General features: G+C 70.9%; 18 protein-coding genes. 8 read left to right on the top strand and 10 right to left on the bottom strand.

The genetic code is table 11. The features are described 5' to 3' along the window. Positions 1-11: 11 nt before the first annotated feature. Complete coding sequence (locus I4J89_RS15430; protein ID WP_230858971.1) at positions 12-2255, bottom strand: beta-galactosidase; 2244 nt, start codon at positions 2253-2255, stop codon at positions 12-14. A 210-nt stretch (positions 2256-2465) separates the two neighbouring features. On the opposite strand from I4J89_RS15430, the gene I4J89_RS15425 reads away from it, so the two are divergent. The 6 genes from I4J89_RS15425 (at position 2466) to I4J89_RS15400 (ending at position 8930) form a co-directional block, all read left to right on the top strand. Further along, positions 2466-3764 carry an ABC transporter substrate-binding protein gene (locus I4J89_RS15425; protein WP_196414639.1) on the top strand — a complete coding sequence of 433 codons (1299 nt, stop codon included), beginning with the start codon at positions 2466-2468 and terminating at the stop codon, positions 3762-3764. A 55-nt stretch (positions 3765-3819) separates the two neighbouring features. Then, the gene (locus tag I4J89_RS15420; RefSeq protein ID WP_196414638.1) at positions 3820-4788 is read left to right on the top strand and encodes a carbohydrate ABC transporter permease; all 969 of its coding nucleotides are present in this window, start codon (positions 3820-3822) and stop codon (positions 4786-4788) included. Then, positions 4788-5621 (top strand): carbohydrate ABC transporter permease, encoded by an 834-nt coding sequence (locus I4J89_RS15415; RefSeq protein ID WP_196414637.1) that lies wholly within the window; start codon positions 4788-4790, stop codon positions 5619-5621. Before I4J89_RS15420 ends, I4J89_RS15415 begins: the two co-directional genes overlap by 1 nt. 2 nt (positions 5622-5623) lie before the next feature. After that, complete coding sequence (locus I4J89_RS15410; RefSeq protein WP_196414784.1) at positions 5624-6652, top strand: LacI family DNA-binding transcriptional regulator; 1029 nt, start codon at positions 5624-5626, stop codon at positions 6650-6652. A 95-nt stretch (positions 6653-6747) separates the two neighbouring features. Continuing rightward, positions 6748-7842 carry a glycoside hydrolase family 53 protein gene (locus I4J89_RS15405; protein WP_196414636.1) on the top strand — a complete coding sequence of 365 codons (1095 nt, stop codon included), beginning with the start codon at positions 6748-6750 and terminating at the stop codon, positions 7840-7842. Beyond that, entirely contained in the window at positions 7839-8930 is a 1092-nt protein-coding gene (locus I4J89_RS15400; RefSeq protein ID WP_196414635.1) for a glycoside hydrolase family 53 protein, read from the top strand. The genes I4J89_RS15405 and I4J89_RS15400 overlap by 4 nt, the downstream gene beginning before the upstream one ends. A 589-nt stretch (positions 8931-9519) precedes the next feature. Here the strand turns inward: I4J89_RS15400 and I4J89_RS15395 are convergent. The 4 genes from I4J89_RS15395 to I4J89_RS15380 all read right to left on the bottom strand — a co-directional run bounded on the left by I4J89_RS15395 (position 9520) and on the right by I4J89_RS15380 (position 14597). Next, the gene (locus I4J89_RS15395) at positions 9520-11700 is read right to left on the bottom strand and encodes an MMPL family transporter (RefSeq protein WP_196414634.1); all 2181 of its coding nucleotides are present in this window, start codon (positions 11698-11700) and stop codon (positions 9520-9522) included. 30 nt (positions 11701-11730) lie between these two features. Next, positions 11731-12285, bottom strand: a complete 555-nt coding sequence (locus I4J89_RS15390) for a TetR/AcrR family transcriptional regulator (protein WP_196414633.1) — start codon at positions 12283-12285, stop codon at positions 11731-11733. A 63-nt stretch (positions 12286-12348) separates the two neighbouring features. Beyond that, a complete protein-coding gene (locus I4J89_RS15385; protein WP_196414632.1) occupies positions 12349-13071 on the bottom strand; it encodes a helix-turn-helix domain-containing protein in 723 nt (240 codons plus the stop codon). Further along, a complete protein-coding gene (locus tag I4J89_RS15380; RefSeq protein ID WP_196414631.1) occupies positions 13068-14597 on the bottom strand; it encodes an AAA domain-containing protein in 1530 nt (509 codons plus the stop codon). The genes I4J89_RS15385 and I4J89_RS15380 overlap by 4 nt, the downstream gene beginning before the upstream one ends. Before the next feature lie 100 nt (positions 14598-14697). Here I4J89_RS15380 and I4J89_RS15375 point away from each other — a divergent pair, with 100 nt between their 5' ends. Continuing rightward, positions 14698-16338, top strand: coding sequence for an amidohydrolase (locus I4J89_RS15375; protein WP_230858970.1), 1641 nt, complete (start codon positions 14698-14700; stop codon positions 16336-16338). Between the two features lie 3 nt (positions 16339-16341). On the opposite strand, the gene I4J89_RS15370 is transcribed toward I4J89_RS15375, so the two are convergent. Beyond that, positions 16342-17046 (bottom strand): hypothetical protein, encoded by a 705-nt coding sequence (locus I4J89_RS15370; protein ID WP_196414629.1) that lies wholly within the window; start codon positions 17044-17046, stop codon positions 16342-16344. Positions 17047-17294: 248 nt separating this feature from the next. Between I4J89_RS15370 and I4J89_RS15365 the strand changes: the two genes are divergently transcribed. After that, on the top strand, positions 17295-18011 hold the full coding sequence (locus I4J89_RS15365; protein WP_196414628.1) for a laminin G domain-containing protein: 717 nt from the start codon (positions 17295-17297) through the stop codon (positions 18009-18011). A gap of 123 nt (positions 18012-18134) precedes the next feature. Here the strand turns inward: I4J89_RS15365 and araA are convergent, their stop codons facing one another. From araA to I4J89_RS15345, 4 genes are read right to left on the bottom strand one after another with little or no spacing between them, the layout of a single operon-like run. Beyond that, entirely contained in the window at positions 18135-19619 is a 1485-nt protein-coding gene (gene araA / locus I4J89_RS15360) for an L-arabinose isomerase (protein WP_196414627.1), read from the bottom strand. Then, complete coding sequence (gene yjfF, locus I4J89_RS15355; protein ID WP_196414626.1) at positions 19616-20644, bottom strand: galactofuranose ABC transporter, permease protein YjfF; 1029 nt, start codon at positions 20642-20644, stop codon at positions 19616-19618. Before yjfF ends, araA begins: the two co-directional genes overlap by 4 nt. Continuing rightward, the gene (locus tag I4J89_RS15350) at positions 20641-21663 is read right to left on the bottom strand and encodes an ABC transporter permease (RefSeq protein WP_196414625.1); all 1023 of its coding nucleotides are present in this window, start codon (positions 21661-21663) and stop codon (positions 20641-20643) included. Before I4J89_RS15350 ends, yjfF begins: the two co-directional genes overlap by 4 nt. After that, a complete protein-coding gene (locus tag I4J89_RS15345) occupies positions 21660-23186 on the bottom strand; it encodes a sugar ABC transporter ATP-binding protein (protein WP_196414624.1) in 1527 nt (508 codons plus the stop codon). Before I4J89_RS15345 ends, I4J89_RS15350 begins: the two co-directional genes overlap by 4 nt. Positions 23187-23285: the final 99 nt, after the last annotated feature.

Below are 23285 nucleotides of genomic sequence, written 5' to 3'. Positions count from 1 at the left end.
AGGGTCAAGGATCAGACGAGCTCACCCGTGGCCCGCCCGGTCACCTCGACCGCGTCGATCGCGAGCAGCTGGTCCTCGACCGCGGCGAGCCGGTCCCGCGCCTGCGCCGGCACGTAGACCGGCGACCCGGCGGCGAGTGGCAGCACGTGCAGCGTGACCTCGGCCCCGGGCCGGTACCCGGCGTCGGCCAGGTTCACCGTCCAGCGCGAGCCGTCCCAGTAGCGGTCGGTGAAGGTACGGCCGTCGACACGCAGCTCGGCGACGTCACCGGCCCAGGAGATCCGCAACAGCGCGTCCCGCTCCGGTTCGGCCGCCCACTCCGGCAGCCGCAGGCGGTAGACGGCGGCGAGCTCGTCGAAGACCTCGGGCGCGGGCGCCGAGGGACGGCCGTCGTGCTTGCCGTAGCTGACCGGAACCGTGGCGGCCGCCGGACGCACCCGCTCGACGTCCACCCCCACGGCCAGTGCCTCCGACGCGAGGCCGAGGGACGCTGCGATGAAGGACTGCGAGGACGGGTCGTATACGCGTACCGAAGGAGTCTTGACGGCCTTGACCCGCACCCGGCCGGAAGCGTCCCACTGGAGCTCGTCGTCGCTCAGCAGCAGCCGCCGCCCGCCGTCCTCGGCCACCCAGACCGATCCGGCGGTCTCCGCCGGGAGGACCAGAACGTCCAGGCCGCCCAGCCGGACCGGCTCGAGGCCCGGAGTCACCTGGCGGATCTCGCCGCCGGCGAGGGCGATCTCCGGCTCGATGCCGGCCTCCGCGATCAGCACCAGCGTCGGGACGTCACCCGGCAGGAGGGTGAGCGCGGACGCGGTGGCCCAGGCGATCGTGACGCCACCCGCGGTGAGGTTGACCGGCCAGCGGGCCAGGGTGCCCGGCGGCACGTCGACCGGTGTGGACGGCAGCTCCAGCTCGCCGTCCTCCAGCACCACCCGGAAGCGGGCGCCCCGGTACGCCGGGAGCGGGAAGTGCGGCTGGTGCCACGAGACGAAGAGGAACCCGCTCCGCCCGTCGCTGCGCAGCGCCCAGCGCAGGGTCGACGCGTCCTCGACACCGGACGGGCGCACCTCGGGAAGGCTGGACGGCATCTCGGCGAGCTGGGCGCCGAACGCGGCGAGGAAGGCGTGCTGGCGGCGCAGTTCGGCGTGGCTGGGCGCGAGCGTGCCGGCCTCACCGATCGGGGCGTGGAAGTCGTAGCCGAGGCGGGCGATGTCGTTCGGGTAGCCGGTGGCGTGCGACTCCTGCAGATCCGGGCCGGGATTGGTGCCGCCCGCGTACATGTAGTAGCCCTGCCAGGCCGAGCCGTTGCCGATCTTGCAGTGCGCGACGGCGGCGACGTCGAGCGCGGACGGCCGCGGCCGCCGGTGGTACGCGGTCGCCATGCCGCCGCCGAGCTCGCAGGTCGCGGCCGGGAACAGCTCGGACGGGGTGCGCGGGCCGCCGGACGCGGCCTCGATCGCCTGGGCGCGCCGCACGTCCGCGCCGATGCCGGCGTCGTCCCAGACGTGCGAGAAGAAGTAATGGTCCCGGAAGGTCGGGTCCCACGGCGCGTCGGCGTCCACCCAGAAGCCGTCGCCGTAGCCGCCGTAGAGCGGCAGCACCTCGGCCTCCGGCAGGTCGGCGCCGCCCCACGCGGTGGCGGTCCAGAGCGGTGCGGACATGCCCGCCTCGCGGGCCAGGCGCTTGAGCGTGACCAGGTGTCGCGGCTGGTCGTAGAGCTCGTTCTCCAGCTGGATACCGATGATCTTGTCGATGACCGGCTTGACTTCCTGTCCGATTTGCCGGAACCACTCGGTGACCAGCTCGAGATACCCCGGGTCGTCGGTACGGTGCCGCACGGGCGCCTGCTGCACCCAATCGGGGAAGCCGCCGTTGCGGGACTCGCCGTGGCACCAGGGTCCGATCCGCAGCACCACGTCGAGACCGGTTTCCACCGCGCACTCGACGAAGGCGGCCACGTCGAGGTTCCCGTCGAAGCGGGCCGCACCCCGGCGCTCGCTGTGGTGCAGCCAGAAGACGTAGGTGGCCACCACGGTGACGCCACCGGCCTTCATCTGCCGCAGCCGCTCCGCCCAGCGGTGCCGGGGCACCCGGCTGTAGTGCAGCTCGCCGGAGACCGGGACGACCGGGCGTCCGTCCCGGATCAGGTAGCGGTTGGTCAGCGAGAGCCCGGCCCGCACGTCCTCGTCGTTGCTCATCCGCGGCCGGCGCAGTGGCGTCGCCCAGGGTTGATGGCGAACGGAGAGCGGCATGGGATCAGCTCCTTGCGTTTTTGACTGTAACCGGTCACAGCCCGGCGAGCCCGAACGATACACAGGCGTAACGGGTCGGATGCAAGGTCTTGACACATCGCCGTAACAGCAGCACTGTAACCGGTCACAGGAACCGACCGAGGCGAATGCCTGCCGGCGGCTTCCGTCCACGGCTTTCCGCTCCCCGGCCAAGCCGATCAAGGAGGATCGATGAAGAAATTCGCCCCGCTCGTGGCTGCCCTGACTCTGCTCACCGTCACCGCTGCCTGCGGCAGCTCCGACGACGACACCTCGACCGAGTCGAACGAGAAGGTCGCCCTGACCTACTGGAGCTGGGCGCCGAACATGGACAAGGTCGTCGCCGCCTGGAACGCCAAGAACCCGAACATCCAGGTCACGGTCAACAAGCAGGACGGTGGCGACCCGGCGGTGACCAAGCTGCTCACCGCGATCAAGGCCGGCAGCGGCGCGCCGGACGTCATGCAGGCCGAGTACCAGAAGATCCCGACGCTGGTCTCCGCCGACGCGATCGCCGACATCGCCGGCGAGGCCGGCTCGCTCAAGGACAAGTTCCCGCAAGGCTCCTGGAACGGCGTCACCCTCGGTTCCGAGGCGGTGTACGGCGTACCGCAGGACTCCGGCCCGCTGATGTTCTTCTACCGCGCCGACATCTTCGAGAAGAACGGGCTGCAGGCACCGAAGACCTGGGACGACTACGCCGCGGCCGCCGAGAAGATCCACACCGCGAACCCGAAGCAGTACCTGGGCACCTTCTCGGCCACCGACGCGGGCCTGTTCACCGGTCTCGCCCAGCAGGCCGGCGCTTCCTGGTGGGGCGTGAACGGCGACTCCTGGACCGTCAACATCAACGACGCGGCCACCCAGAAGGTCGCCGCGTACTGGGGTGGGCTGGTCGAGAAGGGCGTCATCGACAACAAGCCGATGTACACCCCGGAGTGGAACACCGCCCTCAACGACGGCACACAGGTCGGCTGGGTCAGCGCGGTCTGGGCGCCCGGCGTGCTCGAGGGCAGTGCCAAGGACACCAAGGGCAAGTGGAAGGCCGCTCCCATGCCGCAGTGGGACGCCGCCGGCCCGGCCACCGGCGCCTGGGGCGGCTCGGCCACCAGCGTGACCACCCAGACCAAGCACAAGAAGCAGGCCGCCCAGTTCGTGGCCTGGCTGAACAGCGACCCCGAGGCCCTGAAGCTGCTGGCCACCACGGCGAACGTCTACCCGGCGGCGACCGCGGCCACCAGCGTGCTCACCTCCCCGCCGGCGTTCTTCGCCGACCAGCCGGACTTCTACACGATCGCCGCCGAGGCCGCGAAGGCCACCAAGCCGTTCACGTACGGCCCGAACGTCAACGTCGCGTACAGCGCGTTCAACGACGCCTTCGGCAAGGCCGCCGAGTCGAAGAAGGCCGCCGCCTTCACCGAGTCGCTCGCGACCATGCAGAAGACCACGGTCGACGACATGAAGAACAGCGGCTTCAACGTCGCCGGATGAGTCGACTCCCGGGCGGGGCACGCCCCGCCCGGGAATCCGAAAGGAAGTCTCGGCGATGTCGCTGATCACCCCCACCCGCATCTCCACCCCCGCCCCGGCGGCGCCCGCGGTGGCGAGAAAGGCCCGGCGCGGCGGCGTGCCGTACGCCTTCCTCGCTCCGGCACTGGTGCTCTTCGTACTCTTCCTCGCCGCGCCGATCGGGTACGCCGGATACCTGAGTCTGCGCAAGGTCAAGGTCAGCGGGCTGGGCCTCGGCTCCAAGTCGCGGACCGAGGTGTGGGCCGGGCTGAGCAACTACGCCCGGTCGCTGTCCGACCCGGACTTCCTGCCCAGCGTGGGGCGGGTCGCGGCGTACGGCGTGATCGTGGTGCCCACCATGCTCGGGCTGGCCCTGCTCTTCGCGCTGCTGCTGGACGCCAACCGGACCAGGGAGTCGGTCGGCAAGTTCTCCCGGGTCGCGATCTTCCTGCCGTACGCGGTGCCGGCCGTGGTGGCCTCGCTGCTCTGGGGCTTCCTCTACCTGCCCCGGGTCAGCCCGTTCGCCGACGCGTTCGAGGCGGCCGGGTTCGCCGCCCCGAACATCCTGTCCTCGTCCGGGACGCTCTGGGCGGTCGCGAACATCGCGGTCTGGGGCGGCACCGGCTTCAACATGATCGTCATCTACACCGCGCTGCGGGCCGTCCCGACCAGCCTGTACGAGTCGGCCCGCATCGACGGCGCCTCCGAACTGTCGATCGCCTGGCGCATCAAGATCCCGATCGTGATGCCGTCACTGGTGATGACGTTCGTCTTCTCGCTGATCGCCACGCTCCAGGTCTTCGCCGAGCCGATGACGCTCAAGCCGCTCAGCAACACGATCTCCACGACGTGGACGCCGCTGATGAAGGTCTACCGGGACGCCTTCGTCCGCAACGACATCTACGCGGCGGCCGCCACCTCGGTGATCATCGCGCTCGCCACGTTCATCCTGTCCTTCGGCTTCCTGAAGCTCGTCGGGCGCCGGGCCTTCAACCAGGAGGACTGATGAATCTTCGTAGAAGTCCGGTCGCCACAACCCTTCTCCTGCTGGGCGCCGCCTACTGCCTGCTCCCGGTCCTCTGGGTGCTGATCGCGTCGTCGAAGAGCGCCGGCGAGCTGTTCTCCACGTTCACGCTCGCCCCGAGCGTCCACCTGTTCGACAACATCGCCGAGCTGAGCGGCTACCGGGACGGCCTGTACTGGCGCTGGATGGCGAACACCGCCCTGTACGCCGGCATCGGCGCGGGCGTCTCCACGCTCATCTCGGCGATGGCCGGGTACGCCCTGGCCAAGTTCGAGTTCCGCGGCAAGAGCTTCGTCTTCAACGTGATCCTGGCCGGTGTCCTGGTGCCCGGCGTCATCCTGGCCATCCCGCAGTACCTGCTGCTGGCGAAGGTCGGCATGACCAACACCTACTGGGCCGTCCTGCTGCCCAGCTTCATCAGCCCGTACGGCATCTACCTGGCCCGGATCTTCGCGGCCGCGTCGGTGCCGACCGAGATCCTGGAGGCGTCCCGCATCGACGGCGCCGGCGACTGGCGCACGTTCGGCAGGGTGGTTCTGCCGATGATGCGTACCGGGCTGGTGACCGTCTTCCTCTTCCAGTTCGTGGCGATCTGGAACAACTTCATGCTGCCGTACATCATGCTCGGCGACGACAAGCTCTACCCGATCACGGTCGGGCTGAGCGGCCTGCTCAACCAGGGAGCGTCCCAGCCGGCCATGTACACGTCGGTGGTGACCGGGGCACTGCTGTCGATCATCCCGCTGATCGCCCTGTTCCTCACGTTGCAGCGGTACTGGCAGGTCGACCTGGCCGCCGGCGGTGTCAAGGCATGACTATGATCCCGAACGTGTCCCGGAAACGCCCGACCATCCGCGACGTCGCTCGCGAGGCCGGGGTGTCCTACGCGACCGTGTCGCGGGTCCTGAACGGGCGCGACTGGGTCAGCCCGGAAGCGGTCCGCGCGGTCCGCGACGCCATCTCCCGGACCGGGTACACCACCAACCAGCACGCCCGGTCGCTCGCCACCGGCCGCTCCGGGTCGATCGCCTTCCTGCTCACCGAGCCGCAGCACCTGCTCTTCGAGGACCCGAACTTCTCGGTGCTGCTGCGCGGGGTGGCACAGGCGCTCTCCGACCGGGAGCTGACGCTGATCCTGATGATCGCGTCGACGCCGGAGGAGCGCAGCCGGACCATCGCGTTCCTCAACGGCGGGCACGTCGACGGCGTACTGCTGGTCTCCCCGCACTCCGGTGACCCGCTGCTCAAGCAACTGGTGCAGGCCCAGGTGCCGATCGTCGCCTGCGGCCAGGTGCTGGGCTTCGAGGACAAGATCAGTTCGGTGTCGGCCGACGACTGGGGTGGCGCGCGCTCGGCGGTGGAGCATCTGCTCGCGGCCGGCCGGCGGCGGATCGCCACGATCACCGGGCCGCAGGACACCTTCGGCGGGGTGTACCGGCTGCGCGGCTACACCGACGCGCTGGCCGCGGCCGGGATCACGGCCGACCCGGCGTACATCGTGCACGGCGACTGGAGCCGGCAGAGCGGCGCGGCCGGCATGCGCGCGCTGCTCGACCGGGTGCCGGAGGTGGACGCGGTCTTCGCCGCCTCCGACGCGATGGCCGCCGCCACGCTGCCGGTGCTCCGCGAGGCCGGCCGGGACGTACCCGGTGACGTGCGGGTCGTCGGCTTCGACGACTCGGGTCTGGCGGCCACCACCGAACCGCCGCTCACCACCGTGCGGCATCCGCTGGAACGCATCAGCGAGGAGATGGTCCGCCTCCTCGTCGACGTCATCGCCGGGCGTACCCCGCTCTCCATCACCGTGCCCACCAGCCTGGTGATCCGCTCTTCCTCCCCAGCCTGAGTCCTTCTCGGGCCCCCCGGGCCGGCCTCGCTCTCCCCCTCGATCGAGGCCGGTTCCCGACCTCATTCCGTCCTTTTAATCCACAAAGGAGCGTAATGAAACTCGCCGCCCTCGTCGCCGCGGTCCTCGCGGTGACCCTCTCCCCGACCCCCGCCCACGCCCATCAACCCGGCCTGACCATGCGCGGCGCCGACGTCTCGACGCTGCCGCGCGCTCTCGAACTCGGCGCGAAGTTCTACGACTTCCGCGGCAAGCGCGACAACCCCTACGACATCCTCAAGAAGGCCGGCGCCAACTACATGCGCCTGCGCATCTGGAACGACCCGGCCAGCGGCTACAGCAACAAGGCACAGGTCCTCCGCCAGGCCAGGGCGATCAAGGCGGCCGGCCACAAGCTGCTCATCGACTTCCACTACTCGGACACCTGGGCCGACCCGGGCAAGCAGTTCATCCCGTCCGCCTGGGCGGGACATGACCTCGCGCAACTCCAGAAGGACGTCTACGACTACACCTACGACGTCTGCACCAGCCTGAAGCGGCAGGGCACCACCCCGGACAGCGTGCAGATCGGCAACGAGATCAACGTCGGCATGCTGTGGCCGGTGGGCCGGGTCGACAACAGCGACTTCGGGCCGCTGGCGGGCCTGCTCAAGGCCGGCTACGACGCGACGAAGGCGTGCCACCGGTCCACCCAGGTCATGATCCACACCGCGCTGGCCGGCAACATCGACGCGGCGCACTGGTTCTACGACGGGATCACCGCGCAGGGCGTGAAGTGGGACATCACCGCGCTGTCCTACTACTGCATGTGGCACGGCAGCCTGGACAACCTGCGCACGGTCCTCACCGACGCCCGGGACAGGTACGGCAAGCCGGTGGTGATCGCGGAGACGGCGTACCCGTGGACCACCGAGAACTTCGACCACCTGGAGAACATCATCCTGTCCCCGGCACCGTGCGACGGGATCCCGGCGACCCGGCAGGGGCAGGCGCGGCAGTTCGAGGCGGTTCAGGACGTGGCCCGCGAGGCCGGTGCGCTCGGCGCCTTCTACTGGGAGCCCACCTGGACCGCCATCGACGGGAACGGCTGGGACACCGAGGACATCGAGACGTCCGGGAACGCCTGGGAGAACATGGCGACCTTTGACGACTCGGGGCGGGTCAACCCGTACATCCGCTGGGAGCGATGATGCGCATTTTCCGGATATTTCTGATTGCTGCGGCCGTGCTGGCCTTCACGCCCTCCCCCGCTCAAGCCGCGCCGCTGACCATGCTCGGCGCCGATGTGTCGTCGCTCCAGCGCAGCCTCGACCTCGGCGCCCGGTACTACCGCAACGGCACCGCCACCGACCCCTACGACATCCTCAAGGGCGCGGGCGCCAACTACATGCGGTTGCGCGTCTGGAACAACCCGGCCAGCGGCTACAACAACAAGGCGAAGGTCCTCCAGCAGGCGAAGGCGATCAAGGCCAAGGGCCTCAAGCTCCTGATCGACTTCCACTACTCGGACACCTGGGCCGACCCCGGCAAGCAGTACCCGCCCGCCGCCTGGGCCTCGCACAGCCTCACCCAGTTGCAGACCGACGTCTACAACTACACCTACGACGTCTGCACCGCACTCAAGGCGCAGGGCACCACCCCCGACAGCGTGCAGATCGGCAACGAGATCAACGTCGGCATGCTCTGGCCCCGCGGCCAGGTCGTGAACAGCAACTTCGCCCCGCTCGCGTCCCTGCTCAAACAGGGCTACAACGCCACCAAGGCGTGCAACGGCTCCACCCAGGTCATGATCCACACCGCGAACTCCGACAGTCTCACCAACGCCCGCTGGTTCTACGACGGCATCCGGGCCGCCGGCGTGCAGTGGGACATCACCGCGCTCTCCTACTACTGCATGTGGCACGGCACGCTGGCCAATCTCTACAACGTCATCACCGACATGCGCACCCGCTACGGCAAGCCGGTCGTCATAGCGGAGACCGCCTACCAGTTCACCAGCGCCGACGCCGACAGCGAGAGAAACTCCATCCCCGGCACGGTCCTCTGCGACAACATCCCGTCCACCTGGGCCGGCCAGGCCCAGCAGTTCAGCTGGGTGCAGAACACCGCCCGCAACGCCGGCGCCATCGGCGTCTTCTACTGGGAACCCACCTGGTACGCCATCAAGGGCAACGGCTGGGACCCGGCCAACATCAACGACACCGGCGACGGCTGGGACAACATGGCCACCTTCGACTGGACCGGCAACGTCAACCCCAGCCTCCGCTGGACCCCATGACCAGACACCGCCCCGGCCTCCGCCGGACCCCATAGCCAGACACCGCTCCAGCTGATCACTTCCCCGCCGGCCCGGCATCCCACCGGGCCGGCACCTTTTCCGGTACGCGTAATCCACCGTCCCGCCGAATCAACGGCAGTCCCGCCCTGCCACGCGGCCACCTGCCCACTCCCGCCCCCAACGCGACCGCCGGCCAAGGCACACCCCCAGCGGCCCCGCCCCAAACCCGATCCGGCACCCGCACGCCAGCCGAACCCGGCCGCGAGTGCGTGCCCGGCCCCCCGGTTCCGGCGAGCACAACGCCCCACCCGCTCCTCCATAAGGTGCGCAAGCGACGGCCCGCCAGCCGTAGCCCACGCACCCACCACACCTCGAAACGTGCGCCAGCGACGGCTCGGCCCCGCCGGCCGTAGCTGCCGCGGCCGCCTGCCTGGGCCCGGCGGGCGCGCTGGGGCCGGGCGGTTTGCGGAGGTCGCGCGGGAGGTCGGGGACGGGTGGAATTCGGCGGGACGGCCGGACTCGTACCGAAAAGGGGCCGGCGCCGTCCTGAAGGGACGGCGCCGGGATGGTCAGGCGGTGGCGGGATGGGTTAGGCGGTGGCGGGGGCTGAGGCCTTCGGCGGGTCGATGGTGGGGGGCCTGCGTTCGAGGGCGGCACCCTCCACGTCCAGCTCCGGGAGCCAGCGGAGCCAGGCCGGGAGCCACCAGGCCGCGCGGCCGAGCAGGGCCAGGGCGGCCGGGACGGCGATCATGCGGACGATGAAGGCGTCGAAGGCGATGCCTACCGCGAGAGCGAAGGCGATCGGCTTGATGGTGTCGTTGCCTTCCGGGACGAACGCGGCGAAGACCGCGAACATGATGGTGGCGGCCGCGATGACCACCGGGGCGGCCTGGCGGAAGCCGGTCGTGATCGCGTCGCGCGGTGCGGCGCCGTGGGCGTGTGCCTCGTGCATGCGGGAGACCAGGAAGACCTGGTAGTCCATGGCGAGGCCGAACAGGATGCCGACGATGATGATCGGCGCGAGGCTGAGGATCGGGCCGGTGGAGCCGGCGTTCACCGCGTCGGCGGCCCAGCCCCACTGGAAGACCGCGACCGTGGCGCCGAAGGCCGCGCCGATGGTGAGCAGGAAGCCGAGTACGCCGACGACCGGCACCAGGATCGACCGGAAGACCAGCACGAGCAGGACGAACGCGAGCCCGACGACCAGGGCGAGATAGACCGGGAGCGCGTCGTTGAGCTTCTGCGACACGTCGATGCTGACCGCAGTGTTGCCGGTGACGTAGACCTCGGCGCCGCTGGTGTCGGCGACCGTGTCGCGGATGTTGTGCACCAGGTCGACGGTCTTCTGGTCCTCGGGACCGGACGCCGGGATGATCGTGATCAGCGCGGCGGTACCGTCCTGGCTCGGCTGGGCCGGGGTGGCCAGGGCGACGTCGGGCAGGGCGGCGACCTGCTTCTGCACCTCGCCGGCGTAGGAGACCGCGTCCGGCCCGTCGACCAGGATCAGCAGCGGGCTGCTCACGCCGGGACCGAACCGGGTGTCGATGATCTGCTGGGCCCAGTACTGGGTGCTGCCCTCGGCCGGCCGCTGGTTGAGGGTGGTCTTCATCGAGAAGAACGGGATGGCGATGACCGCGAGCGCGGCGACCGCCACGATCAGGCTGAGCCAGCGCTGCCGGGTGACCATGGCCGCCCAGCCCTGGATGAAGCCGCTGCCGGCCGGGATCTCCTCGCCGGCCGGTACGCCACGCAGCTTGCGCGGCAGGGCCCGGGCTCCGATGAAGCCCAGGATGGCCGGCACCAGGGTGATCGCGATCAGCACCGCGATGACGATGGTGGCGGCCGCGGCGATACCCATCTCGCTGAGGAACGGGATGCCGACGACGGAGAGGCCGGCGAGCGCGATCACCACGGTGAGGCCGGCGGTGACCACGGCCGCGCCGGCGGTGCCGACGGCCATCGCGGCGGCCGCCTCGACCGGGAGGCCGCGGCGCAGTTCGTGCCGGTGCCGGGTGACGATGAACAGCGCGTAGTCGATGCCGACCGCGAGGCCCAGCATCACCGCGAGGATCGGGGTGGTGGACTGGAGGTCGACGAAGCCGGTGAGGGTGACGATGCCGGCCGCGCCGATGCCGACGCCGACGATCGCGGTCAGCAGGTTCATCCCGGCGGCGACCAGCGAACCGTACGTGAGGGCCAGCACGATCAGCGCGACCACCACACCGAGGATCTCGGAGGCACCGCCGATGTCCGCGGGGTTGCTGAGCGCCTCACCCCGGGCCTCGACGGTGAGCAGCGCGGCCCGGGGCGGGTCGAGCGCGCTGATGAGCGCGGCCCGCTCGTCGTCGGTCACCTCGGAGGGCTGCACCCCGTAGGTCACCGTGCTGTACGCGGCCCCCTGATCCCGGGAGACGGTCGGCGCCGCCGGGTCCAGCGGGTTGCTCGCCGAGACCACGCCGGGAAGCTTGCCGAGGGACGCCACGGTCTGGGCGACCGTCGCCGCGTTCTGCGGGTCGGTGATCTTCTGGCCGTCCGGCGCCTCGAAGACCACCTGGACGGTGGCGCCCGCCGAGGCCGCGCCGAACTTCTCCGTCATCAGGTCGAGCGCGGTGGTCGACTCCTGGCCGGGAATGCTGAAGGTGTTGGCCGTGGTGCCGGAGAGGGTGACCGCGCCGGCGCCGACGGCGACCAGGGCCACCAGCCACGCGATGGTGACGGCGATCCGGTGCCGTGCGGACGCCAGCCCGAGACGGTGCAACAACGTTGCCATGTGCGGGAATCCTTCGGTTTGGTGTGGAACCTAGGCTCGGTGCCCGAGCGCGTCGTAGCCGACCTCGACGAGGGTGGTCATCACGTCGGAGGTGAAGTGGTCGCGGAGCGCGACGCTGGCGACGGCCAGCGCGCCGAGCGCCCCGGTGACCCGCACGGCGCGGGTCTGGTCGCCGAGGAAGTCGTCGCCGAAGGCCTCCGCGACTGCCTGCCCGACTGCCTGCAATGCTGTGCCCATCTCGCTCTCCGGCTCGCTGAGCAGGGAGGAGAGCAGGAGCGCGACGACACCGCGCTGGGCGAGCGCGAGCCGCGCCACGGCGGTGATCACGGCGCGGTCCCGCTCCGGACCGGTCGGCAGGTCCGCCACCCCGGCGGCGGTGTCGCGGATCTGGCCCACGCAGCGCGTGATGACCGCCTCCTGCAGCGCCTCCTTGGTGGGGAAGCGGTGCAGCAGGCCGGTCTTCGAATAGCCGACCGTGTCGGCGATGCGCTGCACCGACGTCTCCTTGAACCCGTGCCGGGCGAACAGGCTCGCGGCGGCGTCCAGGATCTCGTCGTCGATCTGCTGCTTTGTCGGGCGCGGCATAGGACCACCGTAGACCGTACTGGACCAACCTGGTCCGTCAGGGACCGTGGCGGTCCCCACACCTTAGAGAGGTTTCCCCTCCACGAAAGGGATAAACCCGGCGAGGTACGGATCCGGCCCGTCCATCGCCGCGCCGAAGACCAGCGGCTCGTCCTCGCACTCGACCAGGTACACCGGCAGCCAGTCCGGGCGGATACCGGTCTGCTCCACCGCCACCGGCACCACCGGGCCGGTGAAGTCGGCGACGTCCGGGCGGCTCAGCAGCTCGGCGACGGCGGACTCCGGCAGCGCGGCGGCGCCGGGAACCGGCCGGAACCGGGTGCCGTCGGGCAGGGTCAGCTCCGGTTCGCTCAACCAGATGGAGCCGGTCACGCAGGCGTACGGCACCGGCGCACCGGCGAACCCGTCGAACCGCAGCAACAGCCGGCGGCCGTGGGCGAGCTGGTAACGCCGCCCCTCGGCGACCGACTGCCGGCCAAGCTCGGTCAGCGTCACCGTGTCACCGTCGCGCCGCAGATGCCCGATCCCGGCGAGGAAGCGCACCGCCCGGGACACCAGGGCGGGCTCCACGCCGAGGAAGCCGGCCAGCCCGGCGGTGTCCGACAGGCCGCCCTCGGCGATCGCCCGGGACAGGTAACGGTCCAGGACGTCGTAGGGGTGGTTCTCGCGTACGGTCGCGGTGACCTCGGCGGCCCACATCGGCAGCAGCAGCGGGACGATCCGGCGCGGTCGGACACCGGGCAGGGCGTCCACCCGCCGGGCCACCTCCCGCAGCGGGAGGGTCATCGGAGACGGATCCGGTTGGCCTCGGGCGCGCGGGCGTCGAGCAGGTCGAGGACGCTGCCGGCGGGCGCACCCCGGTGGCTGACCGCGCCGGCCAGGATCGCCCGGCGGGACCGGACCAGCGGCACGAGCGCGGCCGGCACCGGAACCCGGCCGGCGTCCTCGATCACGACCAGGTCGAACTCGAGCTCGCCGTACTCCGGGCGGCCGACGTCCAGGCAGGTCGCGGCCACCACGTCCGCGTACCGCAGCAACTCGTGGTACAGCTGCCGGCTGGGCCGGGCGGCCCGCTGCCGCCACTCGCGGATCAGGACGGCCCGGCCGCGCAGCACCGGCTCCAGCTCCCGGCAGCGGCCGGCGAAGGCGGTGAGCCCGGCGGCGTCGGCGGTCCACTCCGGCGCCGGGAGCACCGCGGCGAGCAGCCGGGTCAGCTGGTGGGCCGCACGCTCGGCGGACTCGAGGGCGCGGTGCGCGGCCAGGTCCGCGAAGGCCGCCCGGTCGGCCGCCGCCCGTACCGCGCCGTCCTGCTCCACCTCTTTCTCCAGGCCGGACTCGCGGTCCGCGTACTCCTCCCGGGCCCGCCGCAGCGCCATCCGCGCGGCGGCCGCCGCCGGGACGGCCTGGGCCAGCCGCCCGCGCAGCCGCTCGGCCCGCCACCGGCCGAACCGGTAACTCTCGGCCCGGCGCAGCGCGTCGCCGAGCCGGTCCACCGACTCGGCCGCGAGCGTGACGCCACGTTCGGCCACCTCGACCGCCCGCCGCTCCTCACGGATCGCCCCGCCGAGCCGGTCCCGGGCCGCGGCGGCGGTGGCGTCGCGCTCGGCGATCGCCTGGTCGGCCTGCTCACGCGCCTGCGCCGCCTCGTCGAGCGCGGTGGTCAGCCGCCGCAGCCAGCCGGTCGCCGGCGCGGGGTCGCCCAGCCAGGGTTCGAGACCGTGCGCGGCGGCCTGCGTGCGGGCCAGGATCCGGCGCTGCGTCTCGGCCGCCGCGTCCGCCAGCGTGCCATGCCCGTTGCCGCGCTGATCGGTACGGACCACGGTCAGCTCGGCCGACGGCGTGCCGTGCCCGTTGCGGCGCTGATCGGTACGGACCACGGTCGGCTCGGTCGGCAGCCGGGCCGCCAGGACGTCGAGCGCCGCCGAGGTGGGCGCGGTGACCAGCACCCGCTCGCCGCGCTCCGCGGCGGCTCGCACGATCTCCAGGACGGTGACCGTCCGGGCCACGCCCGGCGGCGCGTGCAGGCAGAGCAGATCCGGTACGGCGAGCGCGCGCCGCACCACGTCATCCTCCTGACCACCGGGCGGCACCGGCGCGTACCGGGCGGCGGCCAGCAGCGCCAGCAGGCCCGGGTTGGCGGTGGCACCGGCACGCAGCCGGACGATCGCGTCGCGCTGGATCCGCTCGCCAAGACCGGCGTCACGCTGGGCCGGGACCCGCTCGGCACCGGCCTGCGCGGCCAGGGCGACCTCCAGGGCCGCGCAGAAGCCGTCGTTCTCGTCGCGTTCTAGATCGACAGAGGTCGACGCCATCCGCCCACCATAGTTGCGCCGCCGACCCGGGCCAAAGATGACCTTTCGACGTGGCCCGGCGCCGATGCCGGGCCGAAGCCCGATCGGGCAGGCTATGACCATGAAGCATGCTGACCTGATCTTCACCGGCGGGCCGGTGTTCACCGCCGACCCGGCACGCGGGCACGCCACCACGCTCGCCGTCCGCGACGGCCGGATCCTCGCCGTGGGCACCGACGAGGTACGCGACCTGGCCGGCCCCGGCACCGAGACCGTCGACCTGGGCGGCCGGCTGCTGCTCCCGGGGTTCCAGGACGCCCACGTGCACGCGGTGATGGGCGGGGTCGAGCTCAATCAGTGCGATCTGTCCGGCACCACCGATCCGGACGAGTACCTGCGGCGGGTCAGGCAGTACGCGGACCGGCACCCCGAGTCCGAGTGGATCGCGGGCGGCGGCTGGTCCATGGAGAGCTTCCCGGGTGGCGTACCGGATCGTGAGCTGCTGGACCGGGTCGTTCCCGACCGGCCGGTCTACCTGATCAACCGGGATCATCACGGCGCCTGGGTGAACAGCCGGGCCCTGTCGATGGCCGGGATCACCGCGGAAACCACCGATCCGGCGGACGGCCGGATCGACCGGGCGCCCGACGGCAGCCCGGCCGGCGGGCTCCAGGAAGGGGCCATGCAGCTGGTCGCGGCGCTGCTGCCGGAGGTGACCCCGGGCGAACGGCTGGCCGGGCTGCTCCGGGCGCAGGAGCTGCTGCACTCGCTCGGAGTGACGGCCTGGCAGGACGCCATGATGTGCGGGACCAACGGCTATCCGGACGTGTCCGACGCGTACCGGACGGCGGCCGTGGACGGGTTGCTGACCGCGAGCGTGGTCGGCGCGCTGTGGTGGGACCGGGACTTCGGCGCCGAGCAGATCCCGGATCTGGTCGCGAAGCGGGACCGGTTCACGGTCGGGCGGCTGCGCAGCGACAGCGTGAAGCTGATGCTGGACGGGGTGGCGGAGAACTTCACCGCGGCGATGACCGAGCCGTACCGGGACGGGTGCGGGTGCGCCACCACGAACCGGGGGCTGTCGTTCATCGACCCGGCGGCGCTGCCCGGCTACGTGACCGAGCTGGACGCGCTCGGCTTCCAGACGCATTTCCACGCGCTCGGCGACCGGGCGGTCCGGGACGCGCTGGACGCGGTGGCGGCGGCCCGGGCGGCGAACGGGTTCCGCGACACCCGCCCGCACCTGGCGCACCTGCAGGTGGTGCATCCGCGCGACGTGCCGCGGTTCCGGGCGCTGGGTGCGACGGCGAACCTGCAGGCGTACTGGGCGTCGCATGAACCGCAGATGGACGATCTGACCATTCCGTTCCTGGATCCGTCGCTGGTGCGGCGGCAGTACCCGTTCGGCGATCTGCTGCGGGCCGGTGCGCATCTGGCGGCGGGCAGCGACTGGCCGGTCACCACGCCCGACCCGGTGCAGGCGATCCACGTGGCGGTGAACCGGGCGCATCACGGCGGCGGCTACGAGGCGTTCCTCGGCGAGCAGGCGCTGGATCTCGGGACCGCGCTGACGGCGTACACGGCCGGGTCGGCGTACGTGAACCGGCTCGACGACACCGGCACGCTGCGCCCGGGCAACCGGGCCGACCTGGTCGTGCTGGACCGCGACCCGTTCGCCGCACCGGCCGCCGAGATCGGCGAGACCCGGGTCGCGCTCACCTACGTCGACGGACGACGGGTGTACGCGGCCCGGGACGCCTGACGCCTACTTCTTGGCGGGCTCGTCGTCCTCGTCGAGCTCGTCCTCGTCGTCCAGCACGCGGGCCGGCTGGGCGTGCCGCGCGTGCGCCGGGCCGGCCTCGAGCTCCTCGGCGATCGGCTCCTCCTCCAGGATCTCGCCGGTGACCTGCGGCGCGTCCATCCAGAGGGCGCGCAGCTGGCCCTGCATGAAGGCGGTGAGCCGGCTGCGGTACTCGCGGTCGAAGTCCTCGAGGGCCTCGATCTGCTGCTGGAGGGACTCCCGCTTGGCACCGAGGCTGCCGACGACGTCGTCGTAGCGCTGCTGGGCCTGGTGGCGCAGCTGCTCCGCGCCGGCCACCGCGTCCGCGCCGATGGTCTCGGCCCGGGACCGGGCGTCCGCCACGATCCGCTCGGCGGTGCGGCGGGCCTCCTCGGCGTGGGCCTGCGCGTCGCGGGCGATCTGCTCGGCGGCGGCACGAGCCTCGGCCAGCACCCGGTCCGCCTCGCGGCGCACGTTGTTGGCGTGGTTCTGCGCGTCGCGGGCGATCTGCTCGGCGGCCGCGAGGGCGTCCGTACGGATCTTGTCCGCGTGGTGCTGTGCACTAGCGACGTGCTCCTCGGCGGTGCGCTGGGCGAGGGCCAGCACCTGCAGCGCCTGGTTCGGCAGGCCGGGGGTGGGTCCGATCACCGCGTGCTCCGAGGTCTCACCGTTCGTCCCATTGAGCAGCACTTCGACACGATCCTTCTCTGCTGGTCAGCCTTGCGAAAGCGCCGGTGGCGACCGGCGCCGCCCCGGAATTCCCGGCCGGGGCGCTGACCATGATCGGCGGATGCTACCAAGCCGAACCGGGCGTTTGCGAGAGAGCTTCGGTGACCGGATGCCTACGCTGCGGAGCCGTTTTGGCGATCGGGGACAAAAAGTACATGAACCCCATTAGGCTCGATACGTTCTAACCCCACACCCCTTGAGGACGCGCCATGGGATGCCGCCGTTCACTGGTCCTGCTGACCGCCGCCCTGACCGTCCTCATGACCGGCGGGACGGTGCCGGCCGGCGCCACCGTCGTCTCGCCCTACGAGGTCGCGGTCTGGGGGATGAACGAGCCCAGAGGTGCCACCCGCATGCTGGACAGCAGCGGCCACGGGATGCACGGCCGCATCGGTGACGAGGTCGGCACCGGGATGTCCGCCGAGGCCGACGGCGGCTACCGCTTCGAGCGCCTCGAACCGGACACCCCGCCGGCTCGTCCGGGCCACCTGGTCGTCGTACCGCACCACGCGGCCCTCAACCCGGAGAGCCGGGACTTCGCGGTGACGCTGCGGCTGCGCACCACCGGCAAGTTCGGCAACATCATCCAGAAGGGCCAGGCCACCGTCGCCGGCGGCAGCTTCAAGCTGCAGATTCCCAACGGCCGGGTGGACTGCATGTTCCGGGGCTCGGCGGGCACCATCGAGCTGGTCGCCCCGAACCGGATCAACGACGGCTACTGGCACGTGGTCAAGTGCGCCCGCCTCCGGGGCGGCGTGGTTCTACTGATCGACGGGCAGCAGGTCGACTCCCGGGCCGGCTGGACCGGCCCGATCGCCAACACCTGGCCGGTCTCCATCGGCGGCAAGATGGACTGCGACCAGGTCGAGGTCGGCTGCGACTACTACGCCGGCGACCTCGACTACGTCATCGTCGAGGCCGCCTGAGGCTGTCCCGCTGCCGGTCCCGGCGGCCGCGCCGGGGCCGGGACCAGGCAGCGAGATCGCGTGGCACGGCGGGACTGTCCCGGTTCGGCGGGACGGCCCTCACGCGTACCCCACTGGGGTTTTCTAGCGGCCGAAGCCGCGCGCCAGGCGGTGGTAGGCCTGGTTCCACCGCACTTCCTTGACGAAGGACCGGGTCGTGGTCGCCTGGTCGATCACCAGCAGCTCGGTGCCGGCCATCTCGGCGAGATCCGCCAGTTCCTCCGCGCCCACCGCCGAGGAGAGCACGGTGTGGTGCGGGCCGCCGGCGGTCAGCCAGCACTCCGCCGACGTGGACAGCGACGGCGCCGGCTTCCACACCGCCCGGGCGACCGGGAGCTTGGGCAGCGGCTCGGTCGGCGGTACCACCTCGATCTCGTTGGCGACCAGCCGGAACCGCTCGCCCAGGTCGGCCAGACCGAGCACGACGGCGGGGCCGGGCGCGGCGTCGAAGACCATCCGGACCGGGTCCTCGCGGCCGCCGATCCCGAGCGGGTGGATCTCGAGCCGCGGGGTGCCGGCGGCGATGGTCGGGCACACCTCGAGCATGTGCGCGCCGAGGATGACCTCGTTGCCCGGCGTCAGGTCATAGGTGTAGTCCTCCATGAAGGACGTTGCCCCGCCCGGTGCCATCGCCTTGAGCGTGTGCACCAGCACCGACGTCTTCCAGTCGCCCTCGCCACCGAAGCCGTACCCGTCGGCCATCAGCCGCTGCACGGCCAGGCCGGGCAGCTGGCGCAGCCCGCCCAGGTCCTCGAAGTTGGTGGTGAACGCCCGGAACCCGCCCTCGGTGAGGAACTGCCGCAGGCCCAGCTCGATGCGGGCCGCGTAGCGCAGTGAGTCGTTCCGCTCGCCGAGCAGCTCCGGGACCACCTCATAGGTGTCCTGGTACTCCGCGACCAGCTTGTCGATCTCCGTGTCCAGCACCTGGTCCACGACCGCGACGAGGTCGTTCACGCCGTACGTGTTGACCGAGACACCGAAGCGCAGCTGCGCCTCGACCTTGTCACCCTCGGTGACCGCGACGTCGCGCATGTTGTCACCGAAGCGGGCCAGCTTCAGGCCGCGCATCGCGGCATAGCCGCGGGCGGCCTTCACCCAGGTGGAGATCCGGGCGACCACTGCCGGGTTGCTGACGTGCCCGGCCACCGTCTTGCGGGGTACGCCGAGCCGGCTCTCGATGAACCCGAACTCCCGGTCGCCGTGCGCGGCCTGGTTGAGGTTCATGAAGTCCATGTCGATGGACTCCCACGGCAGCGCCACGTTGTGCTGGGTGTGCAGGTGCAGCAGCGGGGCGCGCAGCGCGTCCAGCCCGGCGATCCACATCTTGGCCGGGGAGAACGTGTGCATCCAGGTGATCACACCGAGCACGCCGGGGGTCGAGGAGGCCCGCCGGCAGACGTCCAGGATCTGCTCCGCCGTGGTCAGCACCGGCTGCCAGACCACGTCGGCGTCCAGCTGACCGTCCAGGGCGCGGGCGATCTCCTGGGACTGCGAAGCGACCTGCTCCAGGGTCTCCGGGCCGTAAAGTCCCTGGCTGCCGGTGAGGAACCAGACTTCCCCGTTGCTCATTGCTTCACCTTTCTGGTGACAAGCCGCTGCATGACGATGAACGCGAAGAGCAGGACGCCGACGATGATCCGGGTCCAGGCCGAGTTCAGGTCACCCTGGAAGATGATGATCGTCTGGATCAGACCGGTGACCATCACGCCGAGCAGGGTGCCGAACACGTAACCCGAGCCGCCGGTCAGCAGGACGCCACCGATGACGCACGCGGCGATCGCGTCCAGCTCCAGGCCGTTGCCCTGCAAGGCCCAGCCGGAGGTGGAGTTGATGCTGAACAGCACGCCGCCGAGGGCCGCGCAGAAACCGCTCAGGGTGTAGACGGCGATCCGGGTCCGGCCGACCGGCAGGCCCATCAGCAGCGCCGAGTCGGCGTTGCCGCCGATCGCGTAGACGTTGCGGCCGAACCGCGTCCAGGCCAGCACCGCGGCGGCGATCAGCACCGCGGCCAGCGCCACGATGGCGATCGGCTTGGTGACGACCCCGTCGGCGATCTCGATCCGGTACTCCGAGATCGCTTTCCACGTCTCGTCCCGGATCGGGATCGAGCTCTGGTTGATGAACAGCGCGATGCCCCGGGCCAGGAACAGGCCGGCCAGGGTGGCGATGAACGGCTCCACCTTGAAGTAGTGGATCACCGCGCCCTGACCGGCGCCGAGCAGCGAGCCGAGCAGCAGCACCAGAACCAGTACGACCAGCGGCGGCCAGCCGCCCTGCAGCAGCGTCGCGGTCAGCGTGGTGGTCATCGAGATGACCGCGCCCACCGACAGGTCGATGCCGCCGGTCAGGATCACGAAGGTCATGCCGACCGCGACCACCAGCAGGACCGCGTTGTCGCGGAACAGGTTGACCAGGACGCTCGGCTGCCCGAAGTTCTCGTAGTTCACGACGCCGCTGGTGTACATGATCACCAGCAGGGCGAGGGTGGCGAGAATCGGGATGTACTTGGTGTTCGGCCGGTAGACCCGGCGGCGTGGGTTGGCCGGTGACTCGGGCTTCTTGCCGGTCTCCGGAGTGACGTCGATGGTGGTCACGCGGGAACCTCCGCTCGGACGGCGGGACGCGGCTTGAAGCGCCCGAACACCTTCTGCCGGAAGGTCGGGGACTGGGACAGACAGAGCGCGACCACCACGATGGCCTTGAACAGCAGCGTGGCCTTGGCCGGAACACCGACCGCGACCACGGTGACGCCCAGGGTCTGGATGAGGATCGCGCCGAGGACCGTGCCGGCGATGGAGAACCGGCCACCGATCAGCGCGGTACCGCCGATCACCACGGCGAGGATGGCGTCGAGCTCGATCAGGTTGCCGGCCGAGATGCTGTCGGCGCTCTTGATGTTGGCGCTGTAGATCAGGCCGGCCAGACCGGCGAACCCGCCGGAGACGACGTACACCATGATCGTGATCCGCCGGGCGCCGATGCCGGCCAGCCGGCTCGCGGTCGGGCTGCCGCCGACCGACTCCAGCAGCAGGCCCAGCGCGGTACGCCGGGTCAGCAGGGTGATCAACGCGACCGCGGCGGCGGCGATCAGGAACGCCACCGGCAGCGCGAGGAAGAAGCCCGAGGCGATCGTCGCGTACGGTCCGGACTGGACGTTGATGATCTGACCGTCGGTGATCAGCTGGGCGATACCGCGGCCGGCCACCATGAGGATCAGCGTGGCGATGATGGGCTGGATGCCGATCACCGCGACCAGAGCGCCGTTCCACAGGCCCAGCACCAGCGACACCAGGATCGCGATGCCGATGATCAGCAACACCGACCCCACGCTGTTCTGATTGCCCAGGTCGCTGATCAGCAGACAGGCGACAGCACCGGAGATCGCCATCACCGAGCCCACCGACAGGTCGATGCCGCCGGTGGCGATGACCAGCGTCATGCCGAGCGCGACCAGGACCAGCGGCGCGCTGCCGCGGAGGATGTCGATGAAGGTGCCGAAGAGGTGACCGTCCCGGACGGTGACGAACTGGTTGGAGGTGAACATGTTGACGACCAGCAGCACCACCAGAATGGCGGCGGGCCAGAACAACCGGTTCTTCAGGATGGCGGTCATGAGGTTGCTCCACTGGCAATCGTCCGCATGATGCGGTCCGCGTCGACGTCGGAGGTGTTCTCCAGCTCCTCGACCAGCCGCCGGTCCCGCAGCACCTCGATCTTGTGACTGAGCCGGAGGACCTCCTCCAGCTCGGCGCTGACGAACAGCACCGCCATGCCGCCGTCGGACAGCTCGGCGACCAGCTTCTGGATCTCCGCCTTGGCGCCGACGTCGATGCCGCGGGTCGGCTCGTCGATGATGAGCAGTTTCGGCTCGGTGATCAGCCAGCGGGCGAGCAGCACCTTCTGCTGGTTGCCGCCGCTGAGGTTGCGGACCGGGCGCTCCGGGTCGGCCGGCCGGATCTGAAGCGCCTTGATGTACTTCTCGACGATCTCGTCCTGCCGCTTGCGCGGGATCGGCCGGGTCCAGCCCCGGGATGCCTGCAACGCCAGGATGATGTTCTCCCGGACGCTCAGGTCGCCGATGATGCCCTCGGTGCGGCGGTTCTCCGAGGAGAAGGCGATGCCACGCTTCATCGCCAGCTGCGGGCTGCGCAGATTGACCGGTTTGCCGGCGACGCGCAGCTCACCCTCGTCCGCCTTGTCGGCGCCGAAGAGAAGCCGGGCCAGTTCGGTACGCCCGGAGCCGAGCAGCCCGGCCAGCCCGACCACCTCACCCTCGTGGATGGTCAGGTCGTACGGTGCGATCGCGCCGGTCCGCCCGAGTCCCCTGGCCTCGATGACCGGCTTGGCCTCGGCGGCCTTCTCCCGGGTCCGCTGCGCCTTGTCCTCCAGGTCCTCCAGCGCGGCGAGCTCCTTGCCGATCATCTTCTCGACGAGTTGCACCTGCGGCAGTTCGGCCGTGCGGTACTCCCCGATGAGCTGGCCGTTGCGCAGCACCGTCAGCCGGTCCGAGACCTCGTAGATCTGGTCCAGGAAGTGCGAGACGAACAGGATCGCCACCCCGTCGGCCTTGAGCCGGCGCATGACCGCGAACAGCTGCTCGACCTCGGAGGAGTCCAGACTGGAGGTGGGCTCGTCCAGGATGAGAACGCGGGCCGAGACGTCGACCGCGCGCGCGATCGCGACCATCTGCTGAATCGCGAGCGAGTAGGTGCTCAGCGGCGCCGACACGTCGAGGTTCAGATCGAGGCGGCCGAGCAGTTCCGCGGCACGCCGCCGCATCACGCCCCACTGGATCCGGCCGAACCGGCGCGGCTCGCGCCCGATGAAGATGTTCTCCGCCACCGACAGGTTGGTGCAGAGGTTGACCTCCTGATAGACCGTGCTGACCCCGACCTGCTGGGCCTGCAGCGGTCCGGAGATCCGCACCGGCTCGCCGGCGAGCTTGATGTCGCCGCCGTCGATCTCGTAGACGCCGGTCAGCACCTTGATCAGGGTTGACTTGCCGGCGCCGTTCTCGCCCATCAGAGCGTGGATCTCGCCGGGGAACAGGCGGAAATCGACGCCGTCGAGAGCGACGACGCCGGGAAAGACTTTTCTAATCCCGGTCATCTCGAGGACCGGTGACTGCGCGCCCAATTCGTGCTCCGTTTCGCGCTGCCGCGGGGGGGGGGGGGGGGGGGGGCGGGGGCGCCCCCCCCCCCGCCCGCCCCCCGGCCACAGGGGGGGGGGGGGGGG

This window comes from Actinoplanes aureus (assembly GCF_015704865.1).
GTDB lineage: Bacteria > Actinomycetota > Actinomycetes > Mycobacteriales > Micromonosporaceae > Actinoplanes > Actinoplanes aureus.
The sequence above is the reverse complement of the archived record's forward strand: the minus strand, read 5'-3'. Positions and strand labels throughout refer to the sequence as shown.

Bases quoted from the DNA above. Each gene is read 5' to 3' on its own strand.
- I4J89_RS15430 (WP_230858971.1), bottom strand. From the start codon at position 2,255: ATGCCGCTCTCCGTTCGCCATCAACCCTGGGCGACGCCACTGCGCCGG.
- I4J89_RS15425 (WP_196414639.1), top strand. From the start codon at position 2,466: ATGAAGAAATTCGCCCCGCTCGTGGCTGCCCTGACTCTGCTCACCGTC.
- I4J89_RS15420 (WP_196414638.1), top strand. From the start codon at position 3,820: ATGTCGCTGATCACCCCCACCCGCATCTCCACCCCCGCCCCGGCGGCG.
- I4J89_RS15415 (WP_196414637.1), top strand. From the start codon at position 4,788: ATGAATCTTCGTAGAAGTCCGGTCGCCACAACCCTTCTCCTGCTGGGC.
- I4J89_RS15410 (WP_196414784.1), top strand. From the start codon at position 5,624: ATGATCCCGAACGTGTCCCGGAAACGCCCGACCATCCGCGACGTCGCT.
- I4J89_RS15405 (WP_196414636.1), top strand. From the start codon at position 6,748: ATGAAACTCGCCGCCCTCGTCGCCGCGGTCCTCGCGGTGACCCTCTCC.
- I4J89_RS15400 (WP_196414635.1), top strand. From the start codon at position 7,839: ATGATGCGCATTTTCCGGATATTTCTGATTGCTGCGGCCGTGCTGGCC.
- I4J89_RS15395 (WP_196414634.1), bottom strand. From the start codon at position 11,700: ATGGCAACGTTGTTGCACCGTCTCGGGCTGGCGTCCGCACGGCACCGG.
- I4J89_RS15390 (WP_196414633.1), bottom strand. From the start codon at position 12,285: ATGCCGCGCCCGACAAAGCAGCAGATCGACGACGAGATCCTGGACGCC.
- I4J89_RS15385 (WP_196414632.1), bottom strand. From the start codon at position 13,071: ATGACCCTCCCGCTGCGGGAGGTGGCCCGGCGGGTGGACGCCCTGCCC.
- I4J89_RS15380 (WP_196414631.1), bottom strand. From the start codon at position 14,597: ATGGCGTCGACCTCTGTCGATCTAGAACGCGACGAGAACGACGGCTTC.
- I4J89_RS15375 (WP_230858970.1), top strand. From the start codon at position 14,698: ATGAAGCATGCTGACCTGATCTTCACCGGCGGGCCGGTGTTCACCGCC.
- I4J89_RS15365 (WP_196414628.1), top strand. From the start codon at position 17,295: ATGGGATGCCGCCGTTCACTGGTCCTGCTGACCGCCGCCCTGACCGTC.
- araA (WP_196414627.1), bottom strand. From the start codon at position 19,619: ATGAGCAACGGGGAAGTCTGGTTCCTCACCGGCAGCCAGGGACTTTAC.
- I4J89_RS15350 (WP_196414625.1), bottom strand. From the start codon at position 21,663: ATGACCGCCATCCTGAAGAACCGGTTGTTCTGGCCCGCCGCCATTCTG.